Source organism: Thermosporothrix hazakensis (assembly GCF_003253565.1).
GTDB classification, from domain to species: Bacteria; Chloroflexota; Ktedonobacteria; order Ktedonobacterales; family Ktedonobacteraceae; genus Thermosporothrix; species Thermosporothrix hazakensis.
Window position 1 is genome coordinate 1211311 of sequence record NZ_QKUF01000001.1, and the last position, 17433, is coordinate 1228743.

The window sequence follows — 17433 nt, forward strand, 5'->3', positions numbered from 1 at the left end:
TTGATCTACTTAGTCAACAATAGGCTAAAGGAGAAGATACAGAGATGGCAGAGTATGCTCATCCAGAAGTTCTGGTCAATGTCCAGTGGGTTGCTGATAATCTACAGAACCCGAAGGTCCGTCTGATTGAGGCCGACGAAGACGTCTTGCTCTACGATATCGGGCACATTCCCGGCGCAGTGAAACTTGACTGGAATGTCGACGTACAGAACCCGTTAAGCCGCGACTTCATTGACAAAGAAGGCTTCGAGAAGCTGCTGAGCAAGTGGGGCATCACGAACGACACCACAATCGTTCTCTATGGCGATAAGAATAACTGGTATGCCACCTATGCCTTCTGGCTCTTTAAGCTCTATGGGCATAAGGATCTCCGCATTCTGAACGGCGGACGCGCGGCCTGGGAAGCGGCTGGACAGCCCTACACCAAAGATGTGCCAACCTATCAGGAGACAAACTATCAGGCACAGCCCGCGAACGAGGGTATTCGTGCGTTCCGCGACCAGATTTTTGAGCGTCTGGGAGATCCCGGTCTCGCGCTTGTTGACGTCCGCTCTCCACAGGAATACAGTGGCGAACTTCTCCATATGGTGAACTATCCTCAAGAAGGAGCACAGCGTGCAGGTCATATCCCGGGTGCGAAGAATATTCCCTGGGCAACAGGCGCACGCGAGGACGGAACCTTCAAATCAGCAGACGAACTTCGGAAGCTCTATGAGGAAAAAGGGATCACGCCTGACAAAGATGTCATCACGTATTGCCGCATAGGTGAACGCGCTGCATACTCCTGGTTCATCTTGACACAGCTCCTCGGCTACCAGAACGTCCGTAACTACGACGGCTCCTGGACCGAGTGGGGTAGCCTTGTACGCTCACCCATCGAGCGTTAATCCTTTGGCATTGGGGGTAGGAGCAACCGGGGAAGTGCTCCTACCTTTTTTTCTGTACAGCGCTCCTCTCCTCTGACGACACCTGCTCTTTACCTGCCAGAGGTACCAGTTCCTCAAACCCCTCTTGCACCAACCTGTCACTCCTTCGCTGCTTTAAGAGCTCCATCAGGCGGCTCTCAAAATCGGGAAGGGGTACGGCCTCTCCCGGCTTCGACCGAAAGAGGAGCAGCAATGAGCGGGCTTGCCTCGCTGCCAGATACTCCTGTTGATACTCGGAGCAATGGGCAAGCACCGCTTCCACAGCCTCACGCTGCTCTACTGGTAGATCATCCTCAATGAGTGCGAGCAGCTGCATCCGTACCTCTTTACAGTTCATAGCTATTCCTTTTTTCTTGCTCTTGCTCAACGTACAGTTCAAAGTAGATCCGCCCACAGGGCTCTTGCATGAACAGGCGTTGAAATGCCAGTCGGGCGCGGTGAACCCGCATCTTTGCGGCGCTCAGACTGGTTCCCAGTAAGCGAGCAACTTCTTTATACTCCAGTCCCTCAACATCACGCAGAATGAGCGCCCGTGCCTGCTCTCGCTTCAACTGACTCAAGACATGTTGAATGCAGCTTCGCAACTCAGCACTTATCACCTGCTCATCTGGTTCTGGTATACTGGCCGCCCGTTGATCAAGCGCATTGACGCTCTCCCCTTCCGTCTCGGGGTGAGGATCTCGCTTACACCGTTTCAGAGCGTCAAGCGCTGCATTCATCGCCACTCGATACATCCATCCGGTAAACGCGCCCTGCTGATCAAGCGAGTGAAGATGATAATATAATTTAATGAATACCTCCTGTGTGACATCTTCTGCCTCCTCCACATTGCGGACAAGCCGATAAACCAGCAGATAGATCCTCGGCTTATACCGCTGGACCAGCATTTCAAAGCTCTGCGTTGAATCGGGCAATTCACGTTGACAACGGCTCACAAGTTCTTCATCGGAGAGGTTATTTTTGCTCACAGACTTCTTCCTGCTTTTCCCTGAACCACAGTGCACTCTACTTTCAGCTTAGCGACCCTCTCCAAGAATCCTTAACCTGTGGTCACACCTCACGCCGTCGTCCCTGTAAATCGCTCCAGACATCGGCCAGATTCACCTTGCCTTCCGCGACACCCCCAATCAACCAGCCGATCACACCAAGAATCAACGTTAACACCGCGGGCCAGAAGCCAAGCCACATCCAGACAACCCCCAGGCCAAACCCGAACAGAAGTCCTGCTGTTCTTCCTGACATCATTTCCTCCTTTATCTATTACTGTACTCGTTTTCGCTGGGTATGTTCCAATGAAGCAAGCTGTGTAGAGACACGCACCTCAGAGACAGGGAGCCCGAGATTATTCTGTAAGGCAGAGTGTACCTGTTCCTGCAAGGTACGGGCTACATCTGGCGCTACCACATCGGGAGCAACCGCCGCCCGCACCCACACACGCAACCCTTTATCTCCCTTCTCCACGTCCTCACGAACCTCACGCACTCCCGGCACACTCCCAGCCACTCGCCCGACCAGCTCATCAATGCTGTTCCGTGCGACCGAGACCGTGCCCAGGCCATCGCGTCGAATGACAAACTCACCCCTGCGTCCCGGTAACAGCTCAATCCCCAGAAACACCAGTCCTAAACCAAGCGCTACAATGCTGCTGATAAGTGCTGTCGTGCGCCCGGGCCCGCTGCTCATGCCTATCGAGCTCCATAAGCCATGTAAGAAACCACCAGGGCTGAGCTGCGCCGGTGAAACCAGCCCACCCAGGATCAGCAGTGCCAGGATACCAAACACGATAGCCAGGATACTTAAAATGAGTAGCACTATCCGGTTAAATACATTTCTCATAGCTCTCCTCCATGCTCAGGCAACATCATCAAAGGCCACATCTATTTGCGCGAGGGTAGCGGTACCTGCTACCCGACTCACAGCCTGATGCGCTACCTTCCTAACAGCGTCAGCCAGTTGTAGCAGATATGCGCTCCCCATTGGCTGCTGTGTAAACGCTTGCTGTAGTGCAGCTTCTTTCAGCACCACATGGATCTCTGCTATAAAAACCTCGGGAGCGCTCCGCTGTACCACAACCCCGGTGATACGTTCACCAGGACCATAGGTTGCCGCCTGCACAAAGCGCCCTGGCCCCAGCGATGCGACCTCGGGCATCTGTACAACCGCCCGGGCAATCACCCGAGCGAAGCGAACCTCAGCAGATGGTGCCTCGATCTTGTCAGAATGAAGCTGTGTCATCCCCCCCTCCTTCCACAGAAAGCGGGACAACAGGAGGGCATCTCTTATGGAAGGATGCTCCTCCTGTTGTCAGACTACTGGACACGAGGCTCTTCTTTCTGCTTACGCTCATCTTCGGGGAAGTAGAGATCAGCCACTGAGATATTCACCTCTTTGACAGTGAGTCCAGTCATAGAACTGACACGATTGATAATGTTCTGCCGCACAGCATCGGCGACCTGCCGAATGCTCACACCATACTCAACAATCATATTCACATCAACCGCCGCCTCTTGCTGTCCCACTTCCACACTGACACCCTGAGAGCGCGTATCGCCACCAGTCATGCGCGTTGCCAGTTGACCGATTGCAGCCCCCGTTCCACTCGGAACCAATGAATGCACGCCCTGTACCTCGCGCGCGGCGATACCCGCGATCTTCGCAACCACACCATCAGCAATTGAAGTCTTTCCCTGTTGCGAATACGTTTCGGTTGCACGGGGAATCGTTGCTACACCCGTACGCGCTGCTTCTTGCTGATTCTGGACGTTTTTTCCACCCTGAGTTGTCATACGTTTCCCTTTCCTTGTTACAAAGCTTACATTTTTACCCATTCTCAGCATAGCAACACAGCCGTTTCTTCTAAAAAGAAGAGCTGAACTGTTATTGCCACTATGCTATTAAAGAGACGACAAAGAAAGCAAAAAGTTACACAGAAAAAGCACAGCCAACAGCACTCTACAGAGAATCGCTCAGACAAAATTTCCATTTTTTCGGGACTCATGCCTCAATTTTCAGTGGAAAAATACGCGCCACTTGACGGCCAGAATCTGAATATGGTAGCATACATTTATAGCGCAGAAAACGAATATAGCGCATCTACGGGGCTATGTTGTCGTGGCATAGCTGAAATATGGGGAAAATCCGGTGCAAATCCGGTGCTGTCGCGCAACGGTAAGGGAACCACTCCCGAGCCCGAATGCCCACCCGTACGAACCGTCGAGCAACCCTTCGCGTCAAAGGGGAAGACATCAGGAGCACATCACGCTCTGCAAGTTCTTTGATCTTGCGCCTGTTCCCCCGCCGGACCAGGCTTTTTTTCTCGCTCTCTGTCTTCACGCTGGAGGGGATTGTTATTCTTCAGGACAAGAGAGGACACAATCCAATGGTACTCGCAACAAACCTCGGTTACCCTCGCATCGGGGCCCAACGCCAGTTAAAAAAGGCGCTGGAAGCCTTCTGGTCCGGGAAAATCACTGCGACAGAGCTGCAATCCAGAGCGACCGAACTACGCAAACAGCACTGGCAGCTTCAGCATACACTCGGTCTGCATCATATTCCCGCAAATGATTTCTCCCTCTACGATCATATTCTTGATACAATCGCGCTGGTCGGGGCTATTCCCGAACGCTATGCCTGGTCCGGCACGATGGTTGACCTCTCCACCTATTTTATGATGGCACGCGGCACAAAAGCCGTAACAGCCGAGGATACAGCGCTTCCAGCAATGGAGATGACCAAGTGGTTTGATACCAATTATCACTACATCGTACCCGAATTAACCCCGGATCAGCGCTTCTCACTCTCCTCAACCAAGCCGCTTGATGAGTTTCTGGAAGCGAAGGCCCTCGGTATCTACACACGCCCGGTATTACCCGGCCCGCTTACCTTTTTGCTCCTGAGCAAATCGCATACAGGAACACTTCATCTCCCCTCATTGCTGGAACGGCTACTACCAGTCTATGAAGAGCTACTTCAGCAGTTAGCTGCAGCAGGTGTAGAGTGGGTTCAGCTTGATGAGCCATGTCTTGTCCTTCGCCTTGATGATGAGGTAAGAAAGCTGTACCATGCTATCTATACCCGTTTGAGCAATTTCAGCCCGCGCATCCTTCTGGCCACCTACTTTGGTCACCTGCACGAGAATCTTCAAACCGCACTTAACCTCCCGGTAGCGGCGCTGCATCTTGATCTGGTCCGCGCTCCTGAGCAATTGCAGCAGGCCCTCACAGATATTCCCTCAACACTCTCGCTCTCACTCGGGCTGGTCGATGGACGCAATATCTGGCGCACCGACCTTGATCGCGCTCTGCAATACGCCGAGCGGGCTGTACAGGCGCTTGGATCAGATAGGGTCATGCTTGCCCCCTCCTGTTCGCTGCTGCATGTGCCGATGGATCTGGAACAGGAACCTGATATAGACGCAGAGATTCGCCCCTGGTTGGCCTTCGCCCGGCAAAAGGTGGAAGAGCTGGTTGTGCTTACCCGAGCCCTGAACGAGGGACGCTCCGCTGTTGAAACAGAGCTTGCAACCAGTCGAGAAGCCATCCAACAGCGTCGCGCGTCTTCTCGTGTCTCCAATCCAGCCGTTGCCCGCAGGGTTGCCACCGCACTGCAACAATCGGCCCAGCGCACATCTCCATTCGCGGTGCGCAAAGCCAAACAGCAGGAACGGCTCCAGCTTCCTCTGTTGCCAACAACCACCATCGGCTCTTTTCCACAGACCAGCGAAGTACGCGCGGCACGGCAGGCGCATAAAAAGGGCAAGCTCAACACACAGGATTATGAGACATTCCTGCGCCATCAGATCGAGGAAACGATCCGGTTTCAGGAGGATATCGGGATAGATGTCCTGGTTCATGGCGAGTTTGAGCGCACCGATATGGTCGAGTACTTTGGAGAACACCTGCAAGGGATCCTGATTACCGCCAATGCCTGGGTCCAGAGCTACGGTTCACGGTGTGTCCGTCCCCCGATCATTTATGGCGATGTGGTACATACCAGCCCCATTACTGTTCGCTGGATCACTTATGCTCAGGCGCTGACGGAGAAACCACTGAAAGCCATTCTGACCGGCCCGGTCACTATGCTACAGTGGTCGTTTGTGCGCGACGATCAGCCTCGCGCTGAAACCTGCTACCAGCTTGCCCTCGCGATTCGAGACGAGGTACAGGCGCTTGAGGAGGCGGGTATTCAAATCATTCAAATCGATGAGCCAGCGCTACGCGAGGGAACGCCACTACGGGTAGAGGAACGCGAGCGCTACTTTGAATGGGCAATTCATAGCTTCCGGCTGGCCTCGACCGGCGTCAAAGACGAGACGCAGATTCATAGCCACATGTGCTATTCCGAGTTCAATGATATTCTGGATGCCATTGCCAGCATGGATGTTGATGTTCTCTCCATTGAAGCCTCACGCTCTCAGCTTGAGTTACTCAACGCATTTGCTACCTGCCGCTACCTGAACGACATTGGACCCGGCATCTATGACATTCACTCACCTCGTGTGCCAGAGCAAAAAGAGCTTGACGAAACACTTCAAGCAATCTTACAGGTCTTACCTGCCCACCAGCTCTGGGTGAATCCAGACTGCGGCCTCAAAACGCGCCGCTGGGAAGAGGTGCGCCCATCCCTGACCCGAATGGTAGAGGCAGCCCGGCGCTTCCGGCACACCTCACAGCAGAAAGAGAAACAGGAGTGAACCAACAACCGTTCTTCCCGAATGGCGCGGTTACGGGAGTCGGGAGCCTGCCCCTTACCGACTCCCGGGCGGCAGTTCAATTCGTGGCCGAATACAGTCCGGAGCTTCCTTTCTGGCCGCAATTGCCGCAACGCTCATCTCAGGAGATGCAGCTTGAACAGGCAGTAGGAGAGGCGCTTTCTCTAATCGAGCCGCGCGACGGAACGTACGGCTATCGTATCAAAGCAGGGAAGCGAACTGCCTTGCTGCGCTTTCTGGCAGGTGGTCCAGCAACCCTCACAGAACAAAATGCCAGCGGCTTCTTTGCATTTGAGACAGGATGGTTTGCCGGGCTCTTTCCCCGGGCCAAAGCGGTAAAAGGACAGATGGTCGGCCCCCTCACGCTCGCCAGTTGCCTTTTCGACGGTGAAACGCCACTCATTGCCGACCCGGAGGCTGCCGGATTGCTTACACGCTACCTGGCGCGGCTGGCTCTCTGGCAGATTCGTCGTCTGCAACGGTATCAGCGTCCAACGCTCCTGGTTGTAGACGAACCGTGTCTGGCCCTGGGCGCATCCCATCTACCTCTGCTTGAGTGGCTTCTTGAGCGTATACATGCAACCGGAGCGCTGGCGGGAGTCCATTGCTGTGCTCAGCTTGTTGATTATGCCCTGCTGACACGGCTTCACGCTGATCTGATCTCGTTTGACGCCTATCGCGATCTGGAAACCTTTGCAGCCGATCTTAGCACACAGGAGTTTATACGAGGCGGGGGAATCGTAGCCTATGGGCTGCTTCCAACAGTCACGACACCGCACAAGCTGGATATCTCGACACTTTTTATGCGCTGGCTCCTGACCCAACAACCAGAGCAGCATATCATCCCGAGCCTCAGACACACCATATTTACCGCGACCTGTGGCCTGGGTCTCCTACCGCTTGAAGCTGTACAAGAACATTTTGCACAGGCACAACAGCTCTCACAGCTTGCCCATGACGCCTGTTCCGGAGAGTAGTCCTGCCGGAGAGCAGAAAAAAGAGCGGGAACCTTCACTCTTCCCGCTCTACATAATGGGATCTATCAGAAGGGTCTCTTATTGCTTCTCCTTTTTGAGCTTACGCACTGCTTCACGCATTTCTTCTTTTGCCTGCTCAGGAGAAATCTTCTCAACATCAGCAAGCTCATCCTCTTCACCCTGAGAGGATTTTGCTCCCTGCCCTTCTTTTCGGACACGCTCAGCAGCTTGTTTCATTTCTTTTCTGGCCTGCTCAGGGGATATGGACTCTACCCCTTCCAACTCATCATGTTCTTTCTCTTTCCCCATAAAAAGTCTCCTTCTCTGATAGCAAGAAACAGGTTCTTTTTCAGCGGCCTCCGGGGCTACTACAACCTCATTCTCAAACGAGAAGAAGGTTTCCCATTCTGTATGGCTCTCAGCCCCGGGACCACGCGCCACATAAACGCGAATGAGTCACCGCTAAAACTGCCTGTTCCATCCTCAAAACAGGTTCTTGATTCTACTCTCAAACACGTTCCTTTCAGGAGAAGGGTAACACGAGAGCGCTTCCGCTCAGGCGCTTTTATCACCAGAAACTGAACTGTTCAGGGTAGCGAGCGTGAAAGAACGCGATGTGGTATAGTGTGTGCGTAGCCTATTTCTACAAAAGAACTCAGAGTACAAGCAATCAATGGAGATTCCTCACAATGACCACAAGTGAACGTAGTGCCCAGGATACAACCCATATTAAGAGCACCGCTGAGAAGCTGTCAGAACTGCAAGAGCTCAAAGCACAGTCAAAACTCGGTGGTGGTCAGAAACGCATTGATGCACAGCATAAGAAAGGCAAGCTAACAGCCCGCGAACGCATTGATCTGCTCCTGGACCCTGGTACATTCAATGAACTTGATATGTTTGTCACCAACCGTACCAGCTTTGATGGTCAGACCATCTATGGCGATGGCGTTGTAACGGGCTATGGTCAAGTTGATGGACGCCTTGTCTACGTCTTCTCGCAGGACTTCACCGTCTATGGCGGCTCCCTCGCGGAGGCACATGCAGAGAAGATCTGTAAGGTGCTGGATCTGGCAATGAAGAACGGGGCTCCAGTCATCGGTTTGAATGACTCAGGTGGTGCTCGAATTCAGGAAGGTGTGGTCAGCCTCGGCGGCTACGCTGATATCTTTCTGCGCAATACGCTGGCATCCGGTGTTATTCCCCAGATTTCGGCGATCATGGGACCCTGTGCCGGAGGAGCCGTCTACTCACCAGCCATCACCGACTTTATCTTTATGGTCGAAAACACCAGCTATATGTTTGTGACCGGGCCAAATGTTGTCAAAACCGTGACGCATGAGGATGTTACCTTTGAGCAACTGGGTGGAGCGCGCGTCCATAGCTCGACCAGTGGTGTTTCACACTTCGCCTGCCCGAGCGAGCCCGAATGTATTCGGATGATTCGGCAATTACTCAGCTATCTTCCACTGAACAACATGGAAGATCCGCCACGAATCACGCCGAACGACTCTCCGACTCGCGTGGAAGAGGCGCTTGATTCGATCATTCCCGACAATCCCAACAAGCCCTATGATATGAAAACGATCATTCGACATATTGTTGATGACGGCGAGTTCTTCGAGGTCCAGGAACATTTCGCTCAGAATATCCTCATCGGCTTTGCCCGCCTGAATGGACGCTCCGTCGGTATCGTGGCGCAACAGCCACGCTCTCTCGCTGGTGTCCTGGATATCAATGCATCCGATAAGGCGGCACGCTTTGTTCGCTTCTGTGACTGCTTTAATATCCCGATTGTGACCTTTGTCGATGTCCCGGGATTCCTGCCCGGGATCGCTCAGGAGCATGGCGGCATTATCCGGCATGGGGCAAAGCTGTTGTATGCCTACTGTGAGGCAACCGTTCCCAAAATCACCGTGATTACGCGCAAAGCCTATGGCGGCGCGTATGACGTGATGAGCAGTAAGCATGTACGTGGAGATATCAATTACGCCTGGCCGACGGCCGAAATCGCCGTGATGGGGGCTGAACCTGCGGTCAATGTTCTCTTCAAGGATGAAATCGAAAAGGCAGCCGATCCAGATCAGCGCCGCAAAGAGCTGGTTGAAGAATACATGGCAAAGTATTCAAACCCATATATAGCGGCCGCCCGGGGCTACGTGGATGAGGTTATTGAGCCACACAACACCCGTATTAAGCTCATCAATGCGCTGGAAATGCTCAAGAATAAACGGGATACCAACCCGCCAAAGAAACACGGTAATATTCCGCTCTAGTCCAAACTCAAAGCGCAAAGAACAGAGGAAAGGGGAGTATTACTCCCCTTTTCGTTACGCTTTTTCCAGTAATTCCAGCAAGACGCCGTTCGCGCCCTTTGGATGAATAAAGATAGCCCGCCCCTCGGCCGCGATACGGGGCTGTTCATCCAGGACTGGCACGCCTTGATCCTTCATTTCGGTAAGGGCAGCCTCGATATTCTCAACTTCCAGACAGATATGATGCAGTCCTTCGCCTCTCTTCTCAAGGAACCTGTTCAGGCTGGCATTCTCGGCAGTCGGCTCTATCAGCTCAATTTCGCTGCCCGCAGGTCCCCCTAGAGGCAGAAAAGCGATCCGAACCTGCTCACTCGGTACATCTTTGACCTCGCTCGGTTCGATGCCCAGTGTATCACGATAAAAGCATAGCGCCTGCTCAATGTCCCGCACAATAATCGCAACATGATCGATCCGCTTTGGCTTTGCCATGTACGGCACCTACCTATCACTAATGCCCACAACGCAAGGGTTGTGAGGGAATATCCTGTAACAGATGTGGAACCAGTGTAAACAAGCTAGAGCGCCGATGTACTGCTTGCGTCAACACATCAAGGGCCATCAGAGCACCGATGCGTGTTTCCTCGTCATAGTGTAGCATCTCAGCGGCCTGCTCAAACTCCGCCTGAGTCAGTACCTCATAGGAGAAATCAGGCTTCACCAGCATACTCAAATCCAGATCGGTATAAGAAAGGCGCTCAAGACCAATGGTGGCAGGCTGGATAATAGTCGCATATGTATGGATTAATGCAAGTCCATCATAGAAAGCACTCAGCATATACCAGCGTTCGGGCCAGAAGAATTGCAGACTATGATAGCGTAAGGGACGGGTCCCGGTTGCCCAGTTCATCGGCGTACCAGCGGGAACCCATACACGTACCAGATCCTGCGCATGCTCATTCAACTGTTCATCGCCAAGCAGAGCATCAGCATCCACTCTGCTTCCTCGCCATGAACCACGTATCGCCTTTTCATAACTACGACACTCTACCAAAAAGTCTTGTCGCATGATTTTCTCCTTCCGTTGCCCCATAGTACGTAATCAGGAGAAAATCGTCAAGCACAAAAGGTAATTTCTCCCACCTTTTCTCCTGCCGTTCGAGCCCAACAAAAAAGTGAACTACTTCTCATCAACATACTCATCATCATCCTTTATTTCAAACACAGCAGTGACGAAGAATCGGCTTCATTTCTATGAACGGCCACTCCGCTCATTTTTCGAGCGAGAGAGGCAAGAAGCACAGAGAAGCAGAGCAATATTAACAGGCATCCGTTCGGTGTTGTACAATAATGCAAACGTATAGTCAGCAATCCACCAGTAAAAGACAGGTTCTTATAGATGCGTTGTCCCAATTGTCAGACCTTGAACCCGGCGCAGGCGAAATTTTGTCTTGAGTGCGGCAATCGACTCTTAATCTGTCCGAATTGCGGTACCGCCAATCTTCCCTATGCGAAATTCTGTATGGAATGTGGCACCAGACTCCAGCCAATTGCCGCGGCGCCGGCAGCGACAGGCGCTACCACAGCGCCAATGCCCATCATCACAAGCACCACCAGAACGGAACCACAGGCCCTTCTCCTACCACCAGAAGAGCGGCGTGTGGTGACAATCATGTTTGCCGATATTATCGATTCAACCCGGCTAGGTGATCGGCTTGACCCTGAAGAGCTACGCGCCATTTTAACCGGATACTTCAACCTGATCGCCGAACAGGTGCGCAAACATGAGGGCACGATTGAAAAATATATTGGAGATGCCGTGATGGTCATTTTCGGCGCTCCTATCGCGCATGAAGACGATCCAGACCGTGCCATTCGGACCGCGCTTGACATTCAGGATGCACTCCAACACTTCAATGAACAACGGCTAGCCCTTGATCCAAACGCCAGAAGCCTGCAAATTCGTATCGGCATCAATACCGGAGAGGTGGCTATTCCGAGCACTACCACTCATCAGAGACAGGATTTTCTGGTAACGGGTGATGCGGTCAACGTTGCATCCCGGCTACAGACTGCCGCCGCTCCAGATACGATTCTGGTAGGAGAAAGAACCTATCTCACAACACGCGACGTCTTTCGATTTCGTCCTATCGCGCCACTGCATCTGAAAGGGAAACCCGAACCGATCAATGCCTATGCCGTTGAAGGAGTCATAGATCAAGCCGCGCTTGAGATCACCCAACATCCACGCGGCATCCCGGGCAAACAGGTGCGGATGGTCGGGCGGGCCCTGGAACTGACCCTGCTCCATGCAAACTATGCCCGCGTCCTGGCCGAGCGACATCCGCATCTCATCACGATTCTTGGGTCGCCCGGCATTGGCAAATCCCGGCTGGTCCGCGAGTTTATTGCCCGCGAACAGGAAAAAGTGAAGACCGCCTCTTCTCAGGGCTTACCGATTTCTCCATTGGTCCTTGAAGGGCGCTGCCCTCCCTACGGAGAAGAAATTACCTATCGGCCCCTTATCGAAATCATGCGCGGCCTGCTTAAAGCCAAAGAGAACGAGGATATTCAATCGCTGAAGGCTCGTTTTTGTGACTTTGTGCAGGATATCTTCACACGCACCTACCGTAAGGAGCCAACCGAGGAGATTGTTGAGACAATCTTTCGTAGTCTTGGCCGGGGCCGAGAACACCTCCAAACAGTATCGAGCAGAGAGAAGAGCAAGAGTGAGCTTTCGAGCGTTCATAGCACGAAACAAAGCGGGGTACAGAGCACTCTTTCTCGGGCATGGCGCACATTTCTTGAAGCCCTGGCGGAGCTGCAACCCCTGATTATTGTGGTTGATGACCTGCAATGGGCCGATGAAGCTCTGCTTGAATTGCTTGAATATCTGACAGATCGCATTACCGATGTTCCCATTCTCTTTCTCTGTCCAGCGCGTCCGGATCTATTCGAGCGGCGCCCCGATTGGGGTGGTGGACGGCGCAATTTCACCACGATCGAGCTTGAGTCGCTCTCAAAGGACGAGACCAACGAGCTGATAGACGCGCATTTAAATAATCGGGAACTGCCCGAAGTCCTGCGTACATCCATTCTTTCTCGAGCTGAGGGGAATCCCTTCTTCGTCGAGGAGATCATTCGCATGCTGATCGATCAGCACATTCTTATTCATGAGCAAAATGGACAGCAAAACACCGAAAGCTGGCATATCGGAAATATCCATGATCCACTGCTTGGTGAGCTTCCAACACTCGGAGAGCAGCCCGAGGATGCCCTGATCTCAACACACTATGTCCTACCACTCCCGCATATCCCGGATACCATTCAGGGGGTGCTGGTAGCGCGTGTGGACCTGTTAAACCCGATTGAGAAGCTTGTGCTTCAGCATGCGGCTGTTATCGGGCGTACATTCTGGCTTGCGGCATTGCGTGAACTTGCTCCTGAGATCAGTGTCAACGCTATACTCGAAGCGCTTGACTCACTGACTGAGCGCGATTTTATCCTTGAAACAGAGCGTCCAAGCAGAAACCCGATCAAGGATGACCGCTTCTTTACTTTCAAGCACGTATTGATCCGCGATGTGGTCTATAATAATATTCCTCGTGCTCGACGCTCTCGGGAACATGCTTTATTGGCCCTCTGGCTGGAAGCACAGGTCAAAGACACCCCTGCGCTCTACGCTGAGTTACTGGCCTATCATTATCAGCAGGCACTTGCGAACTGGTCGCTGAATCTCTCGCTTGAGCAACAACAGGGAACGGAAACGCGTATCTCGCGTCCTGAGCTTCGGCGTCGGGCAATCAAGTATCTAATCATTGCAGGCGATCAAGCGCTGCACAGCTACTATACCCTTCGAGCGCTTCAAGCCTATCACGACGCCTTTGATCTGCTTACAGAAGAGCAGATCAAAGACACTCATCTCCAGATCAAGCTGCATATCAAGCTTGGTGATGCCTATTCGCAGCGTGGAGACACCGATCAGGCATGGCAGGACTATCGGAAAGCCGAACAGCTTGCGCTCAGCCAGGAAGAGAAAAACAATACGCTACTGCTGGAAATCTATGAGGATCTGGCCGAACTGGGAACGCGGTGGAGCAACACGTTCCGGAAGCCGCCTACTCCTTCAGAAGTCAAGGCATACATCGATGCTGGTATTGAACTCCTGGGACAGGATACGAAGCTCAGCCCGGAACGAGTGGCATTTCATACCTATCTGGCCTTCTGGTATATTCGCCAGCTTGAAAGCGCCTCATATGCCCAGAAGGCAAGTCTGGCTGAACAGGCACTCACCAGCGGTCAAGAAGCATTGCAGATGGCTGAACAGCTCAATGATCCTCAGGCACTCTCGTTAACGCTGGATTCACTCAGCTTCATCAACATTCAGTACCATAAGTATAAGGAAGCCTATGAGCTTCAAATGCGCCGTCAGAAACTTGAGAGCAAGCTAACCGATCGTGAGGAACTCTATGATCTCTATTACTCGCTTGGCTTTATCAATGAACAGCTTGATGACTATCCGACGGCGCTGATGTGGTTCGGTCGCGCATGGAACAACGCCCAAACAATGGAGAGCCCATCTTCACTTCTGGCCAGCATGAGCGGGCGCATGCGGGTCTGGCGCCAATGGAATCGCTGGGATGAAGCGCAGCAGGTGGCAGAAGAAATTCTACAATTGCTAGAGCAATATCAGCATAAAGATGAGAAGCGGCGGTTCTGGGCACTGGAAACCCTGGCAACCATTGCTTTTCGCCGTGGCCAGCTTGAGGAAGGGGAACAGTATTATCGCCAGTGTAGACGCCTGATCGATCAGGAGGCGCAGCAACTGGGCGAAGATATACAGCAACACCTTGTCCGGCTGCACGCAATCCACCTTGCGCAAGGGGATTGGCAGAAGGCAACCGAGGACTATCGGGCCAAGCTTCAGAACAGCGAGCCACTTCCTTCACCCGAAGTGCTTTCCACCCTGGCTGATCTACTGGTCACCACGCAAGCACCATTCGCTGAACAGGAAAGAATCTGTGAACGCGCGCTTCAGGTTGCAGAGTCATCCGGCTCACGAAAGAGCATGGCGATAGCGATACGTGCCCGCGGCCGAATGTATATGGAGCAGAAGCGCTGGAAGCTGGCCGAAAATGATCTGCGCGAAGCCCTGCATCGATGCGAAGTCCTCGATCTGCCATGGGAACAGGCCAATACACTCTATTCCCTGGGAGTCCTGTACAAGCGGCTTGCCGCAAAAGAGGAAAAAACAAACCGCCGTAGTGCCTATCTGGCACGCTCGCGCTACCACTTTGAACAGGCCATCGGTTTCTTTGAGTCACTCAAAGCACAGCCCGGCGTCGAGCGCACCCGCCAGGCCATGTTACAGGACATCCTGACCTTTTAAGGAGCTAAAAGGACATCTCCCAGAGGGAGCGAGCCGACCAGAGTTGTGTTGAGTCCCAGACACCGCCCATACCCGGCGGAGAGACCGAAATATGCAGGTTTGTCGGATTCGCCCCTGCCTCCTGGATACTGTCTCGTATGCTTTCCAGGGCCAGCGCAGGGGTGTTATTTGTTTTGCTCAGATGCGCAAGCCAGAGCCAGCGCAGGCCATCACTGCGCCAGGTCTTCAGCACAGCCTCCGCAGCCTGCATATTCGAGAGATGCCCGGTCGAGCTGAGGATGCGCGCTTTCAGCCTGCGCGGATAGGGCCCCCGAAGCAGGCGCTCACGATCGTGGTTTGCTTCCAGCACCAGCAAATCAGCCTGACCCATCATTGAGAGCATATCTGATGTGACTTCGCCACTATCTGTGATGACGCAAACGCGACAGCCACCGGCATGCAGCAGAAAACCACAGGGTGCAACTGCATCGTGTGATACCGGGAATGATGTAACTTCGATATCTCCTATCATTCGAGTTGTGCCCACTTTAAGCGCAATGACTTCTGGAATAACCGTTGCCTCTTCCGGATTAATATCCCGGGCGCTGTATATAGCTCGCTTATCAATGTGCTCATATGTACGCGGATCAACATACACTGGAACACTATAGCGCCGGATAAACGATGGCAACCCGGCGACATGATCGCTATGCTCATGGGTAACGAGAATGCCGCATAGCTGTTCGGGCGCGACGCCAATCTTGAGGAGCCGTCCTATCAGTGTGCGCATTGAAATGCCAACATCTACCAGAAGTTTTGTTCTTCCTCGGGGTCCAGCCTCAACCAGAAGAGCGTTTCCACTACTGCCGCTTGCCAATGAAATAACACGCATATTTCAAATCCCTATAGCCGTAAAAGTGTACGGGCATTGCCGCCCAGAATCGCAGCAATGTCGTCCTCGTCCAGGCCAGATTGGGCAATATGTTTGATTACTCGTTTCTGGCGTAACAGACCGTAATCACTGGCAAACAGAATGCGATCTGCGCCCACCATGTGCACGGCTGCCGGAAAGATGTCTGAACGATACAGATAGATAGTTGCAGCCGTATCATACCATACATTGGCCGCTACCCTCTGGATTTCTGGCATTAAAGTATAAAATGGTAATCCCCCACCCCAGTGCGCCGCGACAAAAGGAATATCTGGAAACGCGGTGATAAAAGTAATAATATCCTCGACAGAGACGTTACCTTTGCCAGGATAGAGATGCCCTACTGGTTCGCTACAATGAGAGAGAACAATCATCTGAAAATGTCGCACAATATCCATCAAGGGGGTAAGTAACGCGATATCGCTGAGCCGATAGCCCTGTCCATGCGGCATCAGTTCTCCAAGACCGATCATGCCAGCTTGCGCACAACGCTCCAGCTCCCTGAGCGCCCGCGCTCCTGCCGTGGGTTGCAGAACTGCCATACCCAGAAGTCGCCCGGGATAACGTCGCATAGCATCAAGGACATAACTGTTACATTCTTCAATCAAGCCAGGATCAGTCCATCCAAAGGAGAAAGTAACAGAGACATCGACACCGGAAGCATCCATTTCCGCAATCAAGTCTTCTGCTGTTGCCATTCGAGCCTTCGGATTGGCATAGAGTTCGTTGAACCAGGGGTCACGTTCGCAATATCGTGAGCGCTCGGCACAGATGTGCGGGGGGAAAATATGCGTATGAAAATCAATGAGCATTACAGGCTCCTGCACAATAGACTGTACGAAATACAAAAAGACTCGCGTATACATTATCCCATAATCGCGAGTCTTTTTGTATCACATAATGCTATTGTTCACAACTGAAGAGTAGAAAGCAATCTCTCAAGAGCGATCATTCAATTTTGCCGAACTGTCATCGATGCTGCACCCGCTCGGACACCTTCCTCTGCACCACTTCCCCTCACCTGCGAGGCTCCGATTCAACAAGCCGTTCGACCATTAGTCCCGTTCCGCTTCGCCTGTTACCAGACGTCCACGCACGGTCTATCTACCAGATCTTCTTTCTGGGGTCTTGGCTCCCTCCTCTCGGAGAGAGCGGGAAGACTCTTCTTGGGGTCGGCTTCGCGCTTAGATGCTTTCAGCGCTTCTCCTTTCTTGACGTAGCTACTCAGCTCTGGCCCAGGCAGGCCAACTGACGCACCAGCGGTCAAGCCAT

16 protein-coding genes, 1 rRNA gene and 1 riboswitch are annotated in these 17433 nt (G+C 52.8%); of the genes, 5 read left to right on the forward strand and 12 right to left on the reverse strand.

Translation table 11 applies throughout. From position 1 onward, the window contains the following. Positions 1-44 precede the first annotated feature (44 nt). A complete protein-coding gene (locus tag EI42_RS05155; RefSeq protein ID WP_111319458.1) occupies positions 45-887 on the forward strand; it encodes a sulfurtransferase in 843 nt (280 codons plus the stop codon). 40 nt (positions 888-927) lie between these two features. On the opposite strand, the gene EI42_RS05160 is transcribed toward EI42_RS05155, so the two are convergent. The 6 genes from EI42_RS05160 to EI42_RS05185 all read right to left on the reverse strand — a co-directional run bounded on the left by EI42_RS05160 (position 928) and on the right by EI42_RS05185 (position 3712). Continuing rightward, positions 928-1263, reverse strand: a complete 336-nt coding sequence (locus EI42_RS05160; protein WP_111319460.1) for an anti-sigma factor family protein — start codon at positions 1261-1263, stop codon at positions 928-930. Then, a complete protein-coding gene (locus EI42_RS05165) occupies positions 1253-1894 on the reverse strand; it encodes an RNA polymerase sigma factor (RefSeq protein WP_111319462.1) in 642 nt (213 codons plus the stop codon). The genes EI42_RS05160 and EI42_RS05165 overlap by 11 nt, the downstream gene beginning before the upstream one ends. 82 nt (positions 1895-1976) lie before the next feature. Continuing rightward, positions 1977-2171 (reverse strand): hypothetical protein, encoded by a 195-nt coding sequence (locus EI42_RS05170; protein WP_211326021.1) that lies wholly within the window; start codon positions 2169-2171, stop codon positions 1977-1979. 15 nt (positions 2172-2186) lie between these two features. Further along, positions 2187-2762, reverse strand: a complete 576-nt coding sequence (gene amaP, locus EI42_RS05175) for an alkaline shock response membrane anchor protein AmaP (RefSeq protein ID WP_111319466.1) — start codon at positions 2760-2762, stop codon at positions 2187-2189. A gap of 15 nt (positions 2763-2777) precedes the next feature. Further along, a complete protein-coding gene (locus EI42_RS05180) occupies positions 2778-3161 on the reverse strand; it encodes a hypothetical protein (RefSeq protein WP_111319468.1) in 384 nt (127 codons plus the stop codon). A gap of 74 nt (positions 3162-3235) precedes the next feature. After that, positions 3236-3712 carry an Asp23/Gls24 family envelope stress response protein gene (locus EI42_RS05185; RefSeq protein ID WP_111319470.1) on the reverse strand — a complete coding sequence of 159 codons (477 nt, stop codon included), beginning with the start codon at positions 3710-3712 and terminating at the stop codon, positions 3236-3238. A 293-nt stretch (positions 3713-4005) separates the two neighbouring features. Next, a riboswitch (cobalamin riboswitch) is annotated at positions 4006-4146 on the forward strand. A 159-nt stretch (positions 4147-4305) separates the two neighbouring features. Here EI42_RS05185 and metE point away from each other — a divergent pair. Further along, positions 4306-6618, forward strand: a complete 2313-nt coding sequence (gene metE, locus EI42_RS05190; protein ID WP_111319590.1) for a 5-methyltetrahydropteroyltriglutamate--homocysteine S-methyltransferase — start codon at positions 4306-4308, stop codon at positions 6616-6618. Next, complete coding sequence (locus tag EI42_RS05195; RefSeq protein WP_111319472.1) at positions 6615-7613, forward strand: uroporphyrinogen decarboxylase/cobalamine-independent methonine synthase family protein; 999 nt, start codon at positions 6615-6617, stop codon at positions 7611-7613. Before metE ends, EI42_RS05195 begins: the two co-directional genes overlap by 4 nt. 78 nt (positions 7614-7691) lie before the next feature. Here EI42_RS05195 and EI42_RS05200 read toward each other — a convergent pair whose 3' ends face one another. Beyond that, the gene (locus EI42_RS05200) at positions 7692-7922 is read right to left on the reverse strand and encodes a hypothetical protein (RefSeq protein ID WP_111319473.1); all 231 of its coding nucleotides are present in this window, start codon (positions 7920-7922) and stop codon (positions 7692-7694) included. A gap of 380 nt (positions 7923-8302) precedes the next feature. On the opposite strand from EI42_RS05200, the gene EI42_RS05205 reads away from it, so the two are divergent. Continuing rightward, complete coding sequence (locus tag EI42_RS05205; RefSeq protein ID WP_111319475.1) at positions 8303-9886, forward strand: acyl-CoA carboxylase subunit beta; 1584 nt, start codon at positions 8303-8305, stop codon at positions 9884-9886. Positions 9887-9940: 54 nt separating this feature from the next. Here the strand turns inward: EI42_RS05205 and mce are convergent, their stop codons facing one another. Continuing rightward, the gene (gene mce, locus EI42_RS05210) at positions 9941-10354 is read right to left on the reverse strand and encodes a methylmalonyl-CoA epimerase (RefSeq protein WP_111319477.1); all 414 of its coding nucleotides are present in this window, start codon (positions 10352-10354) and stop codon (positions 9941-9943) included. A 19-nt stretch (positions 10355-10373) separates the two neighbouring features. Then, on the reverse strand, positions 10374-10931 hold the full coding sequence (locus EI42_RS05215; protein ID WP_170142360.1) for a DUF402 domain-containing protein: 558 nt from the start codon (positions 10929-10931) through the stop codon (positions 10374-10376). Between the two features lie 330 nt (positions 10932-11261). Between EI42_RS05215 and EI42_RS05220 the strand changes: the two genes are divergently transcribed. Next, positions 11262-15251, forward strand: a complete 3990-nt coding sequence (locus EI42_RS05220) for an adenylate/guanylate cyclase domain-containing protein (RefSeq protein WP_111319481.1) — start codon at positions 11262-11264, stop codon at positions 15249-15251. A gap of 4 nt (positions 15252-15255) precedes the next feature. Here the strand turns inward: EI42_RS05220 and EI42_RS05225 are convergent, their stop codons facing one another. The 3 genes from EI42_RS05225 to EI42_RS05235 all read right to left on the reverse strand — a co-directional run. Next, entirely contained in the window at positions 15256-16122 is an 867-nt protein-coding gene (locus EI42_RS05225) for an MBL fold metallo-hydrolase (RefSeq protein ID WP_111319483.1), read from the reverse strand. Positions 16123-16133: 11 nt separating this feature from the next. Next, on the reverse strand, positions 16134-16973 hold the full coding sequence (locus EI42_RS05230; protein WP_170142361.1) for an amidohydrolase family protein: 840 nt from the start codon (positions 16971-16973) through the stop codon (positions 16134-16136). A 223-nt stretch (positions 16974-17196) separates the two neighbouring features. Then, positions 17197-17433: ribosomal RNA gene (locus tag EI42_RS05235) — 23S ribosomal RNA — on the reverse strand; the annotation flags it as partial.

What these genes read in the sequence shown, in the direction of transcription:
- EI42_RS05200 (WP_111319473.1), bottom strand. Translation starts at nt 7,922, where the DNA reads ATGGGGAAAGAGAAAGAACATGATGAGTTGGAAGGGGTAGAGTCCATA.
- EI42_RS05180 (WP_111319468.1), bottom strand. Translation starts at nt 3,161, where the DNA reads ATGACACAGCTTCATTCTGACAAGATCGAGGCACCATCTGCTGAGGTT.
- EI42_RS05155 (WP_111319458.1), top strand. Translation starts at nt 45, where the DNA reads ATGGCAGAGTATGCTCATCCAGAAGTTCTGGTCAATGTCCAGTGGGTT.
- EI42_RS05160 (WP_111319460.1), bottom strand. Translation starts at nt 1,263, where the DNA reads ATGAACTGTAAAGAGGTACGGATGCAGCTGCTCGCACTCATTGAGGAT.
- EI42_RS05185 (WP_111319470.1), bottom strand. Translation starts at nt 3,712, where the DNA reads ATGACAACTCAGGGTGGAAAAAACGTCCAGAATCAGCAAGAAGCAGCG.
- EI42_RS05170 (WP_211326021.1), bottom strand. Translation starts at nt 2,171, where the DNA reads ATGATGTCAGGAAGAACAGCAGGACTTCTGTTCGGGTTTGGCCTGGGG.
- EI42_RS05225 (WP_111319483.1), bottom strand. Translation starts at nt 16,122, where the DNA reads ATGCGTGTTATTTCATTGGCAAGCGGCAGTAGTGGAAACGCTCTTCTG.
- EI42_RS05205 (WP_111319475.1), top strand. Translation starts at nt 8,303, where the DNA reads ATGACCACAAGTGAACGTAGTGCCCAGGATACAACCCATATTAAGAGC.
- mce (WP_111319477.1), bottom strand. Translation starts at nt 10,354, where the DNA reads ATGGCAAAGCCAAAGCGGATCGATCATGTTGCGATTATTGTGCGGGAC.
- EI42_RS05230 (WP_170142361.1), bottom strand. Translation starts at nt 16,973, where the DNA reads ATGCTCATTGATTTTCATACGCATATTTTCCCCCCGCACATCTGTGCC.
- amaP (WP_111319466.1), bottom strand. Translation starts at nt 2,762, where the DNA reads ATGAGAAATGTATTTAACCGGATAGTGCTACTCATTTTAAGTATCCTG.
- EI42_RS05220 (WP_111319481.1), top strand. Translation starts at nt 11,262, where the DNA reads ATGCGTTGTCCCAATTGTCAGACCTTGAACCCGGCGCAGGCGAAATTT.
- metE (WP_111319590.1), top strand. Translation starts at nt 4,306, where the DNA reads ATGGTACTCGCAACAAACCTCGGTTACCCTCGCATCGGGGCCCAACGC.
- EI42_RS05215 (WP_170142360.1), bottom strand. Translation starts at nt 10,931, where the DNA reads ATGCGACAAGACTTTTTGGTAGAGTGTCGTAGTTATGAAAAGGCGATA.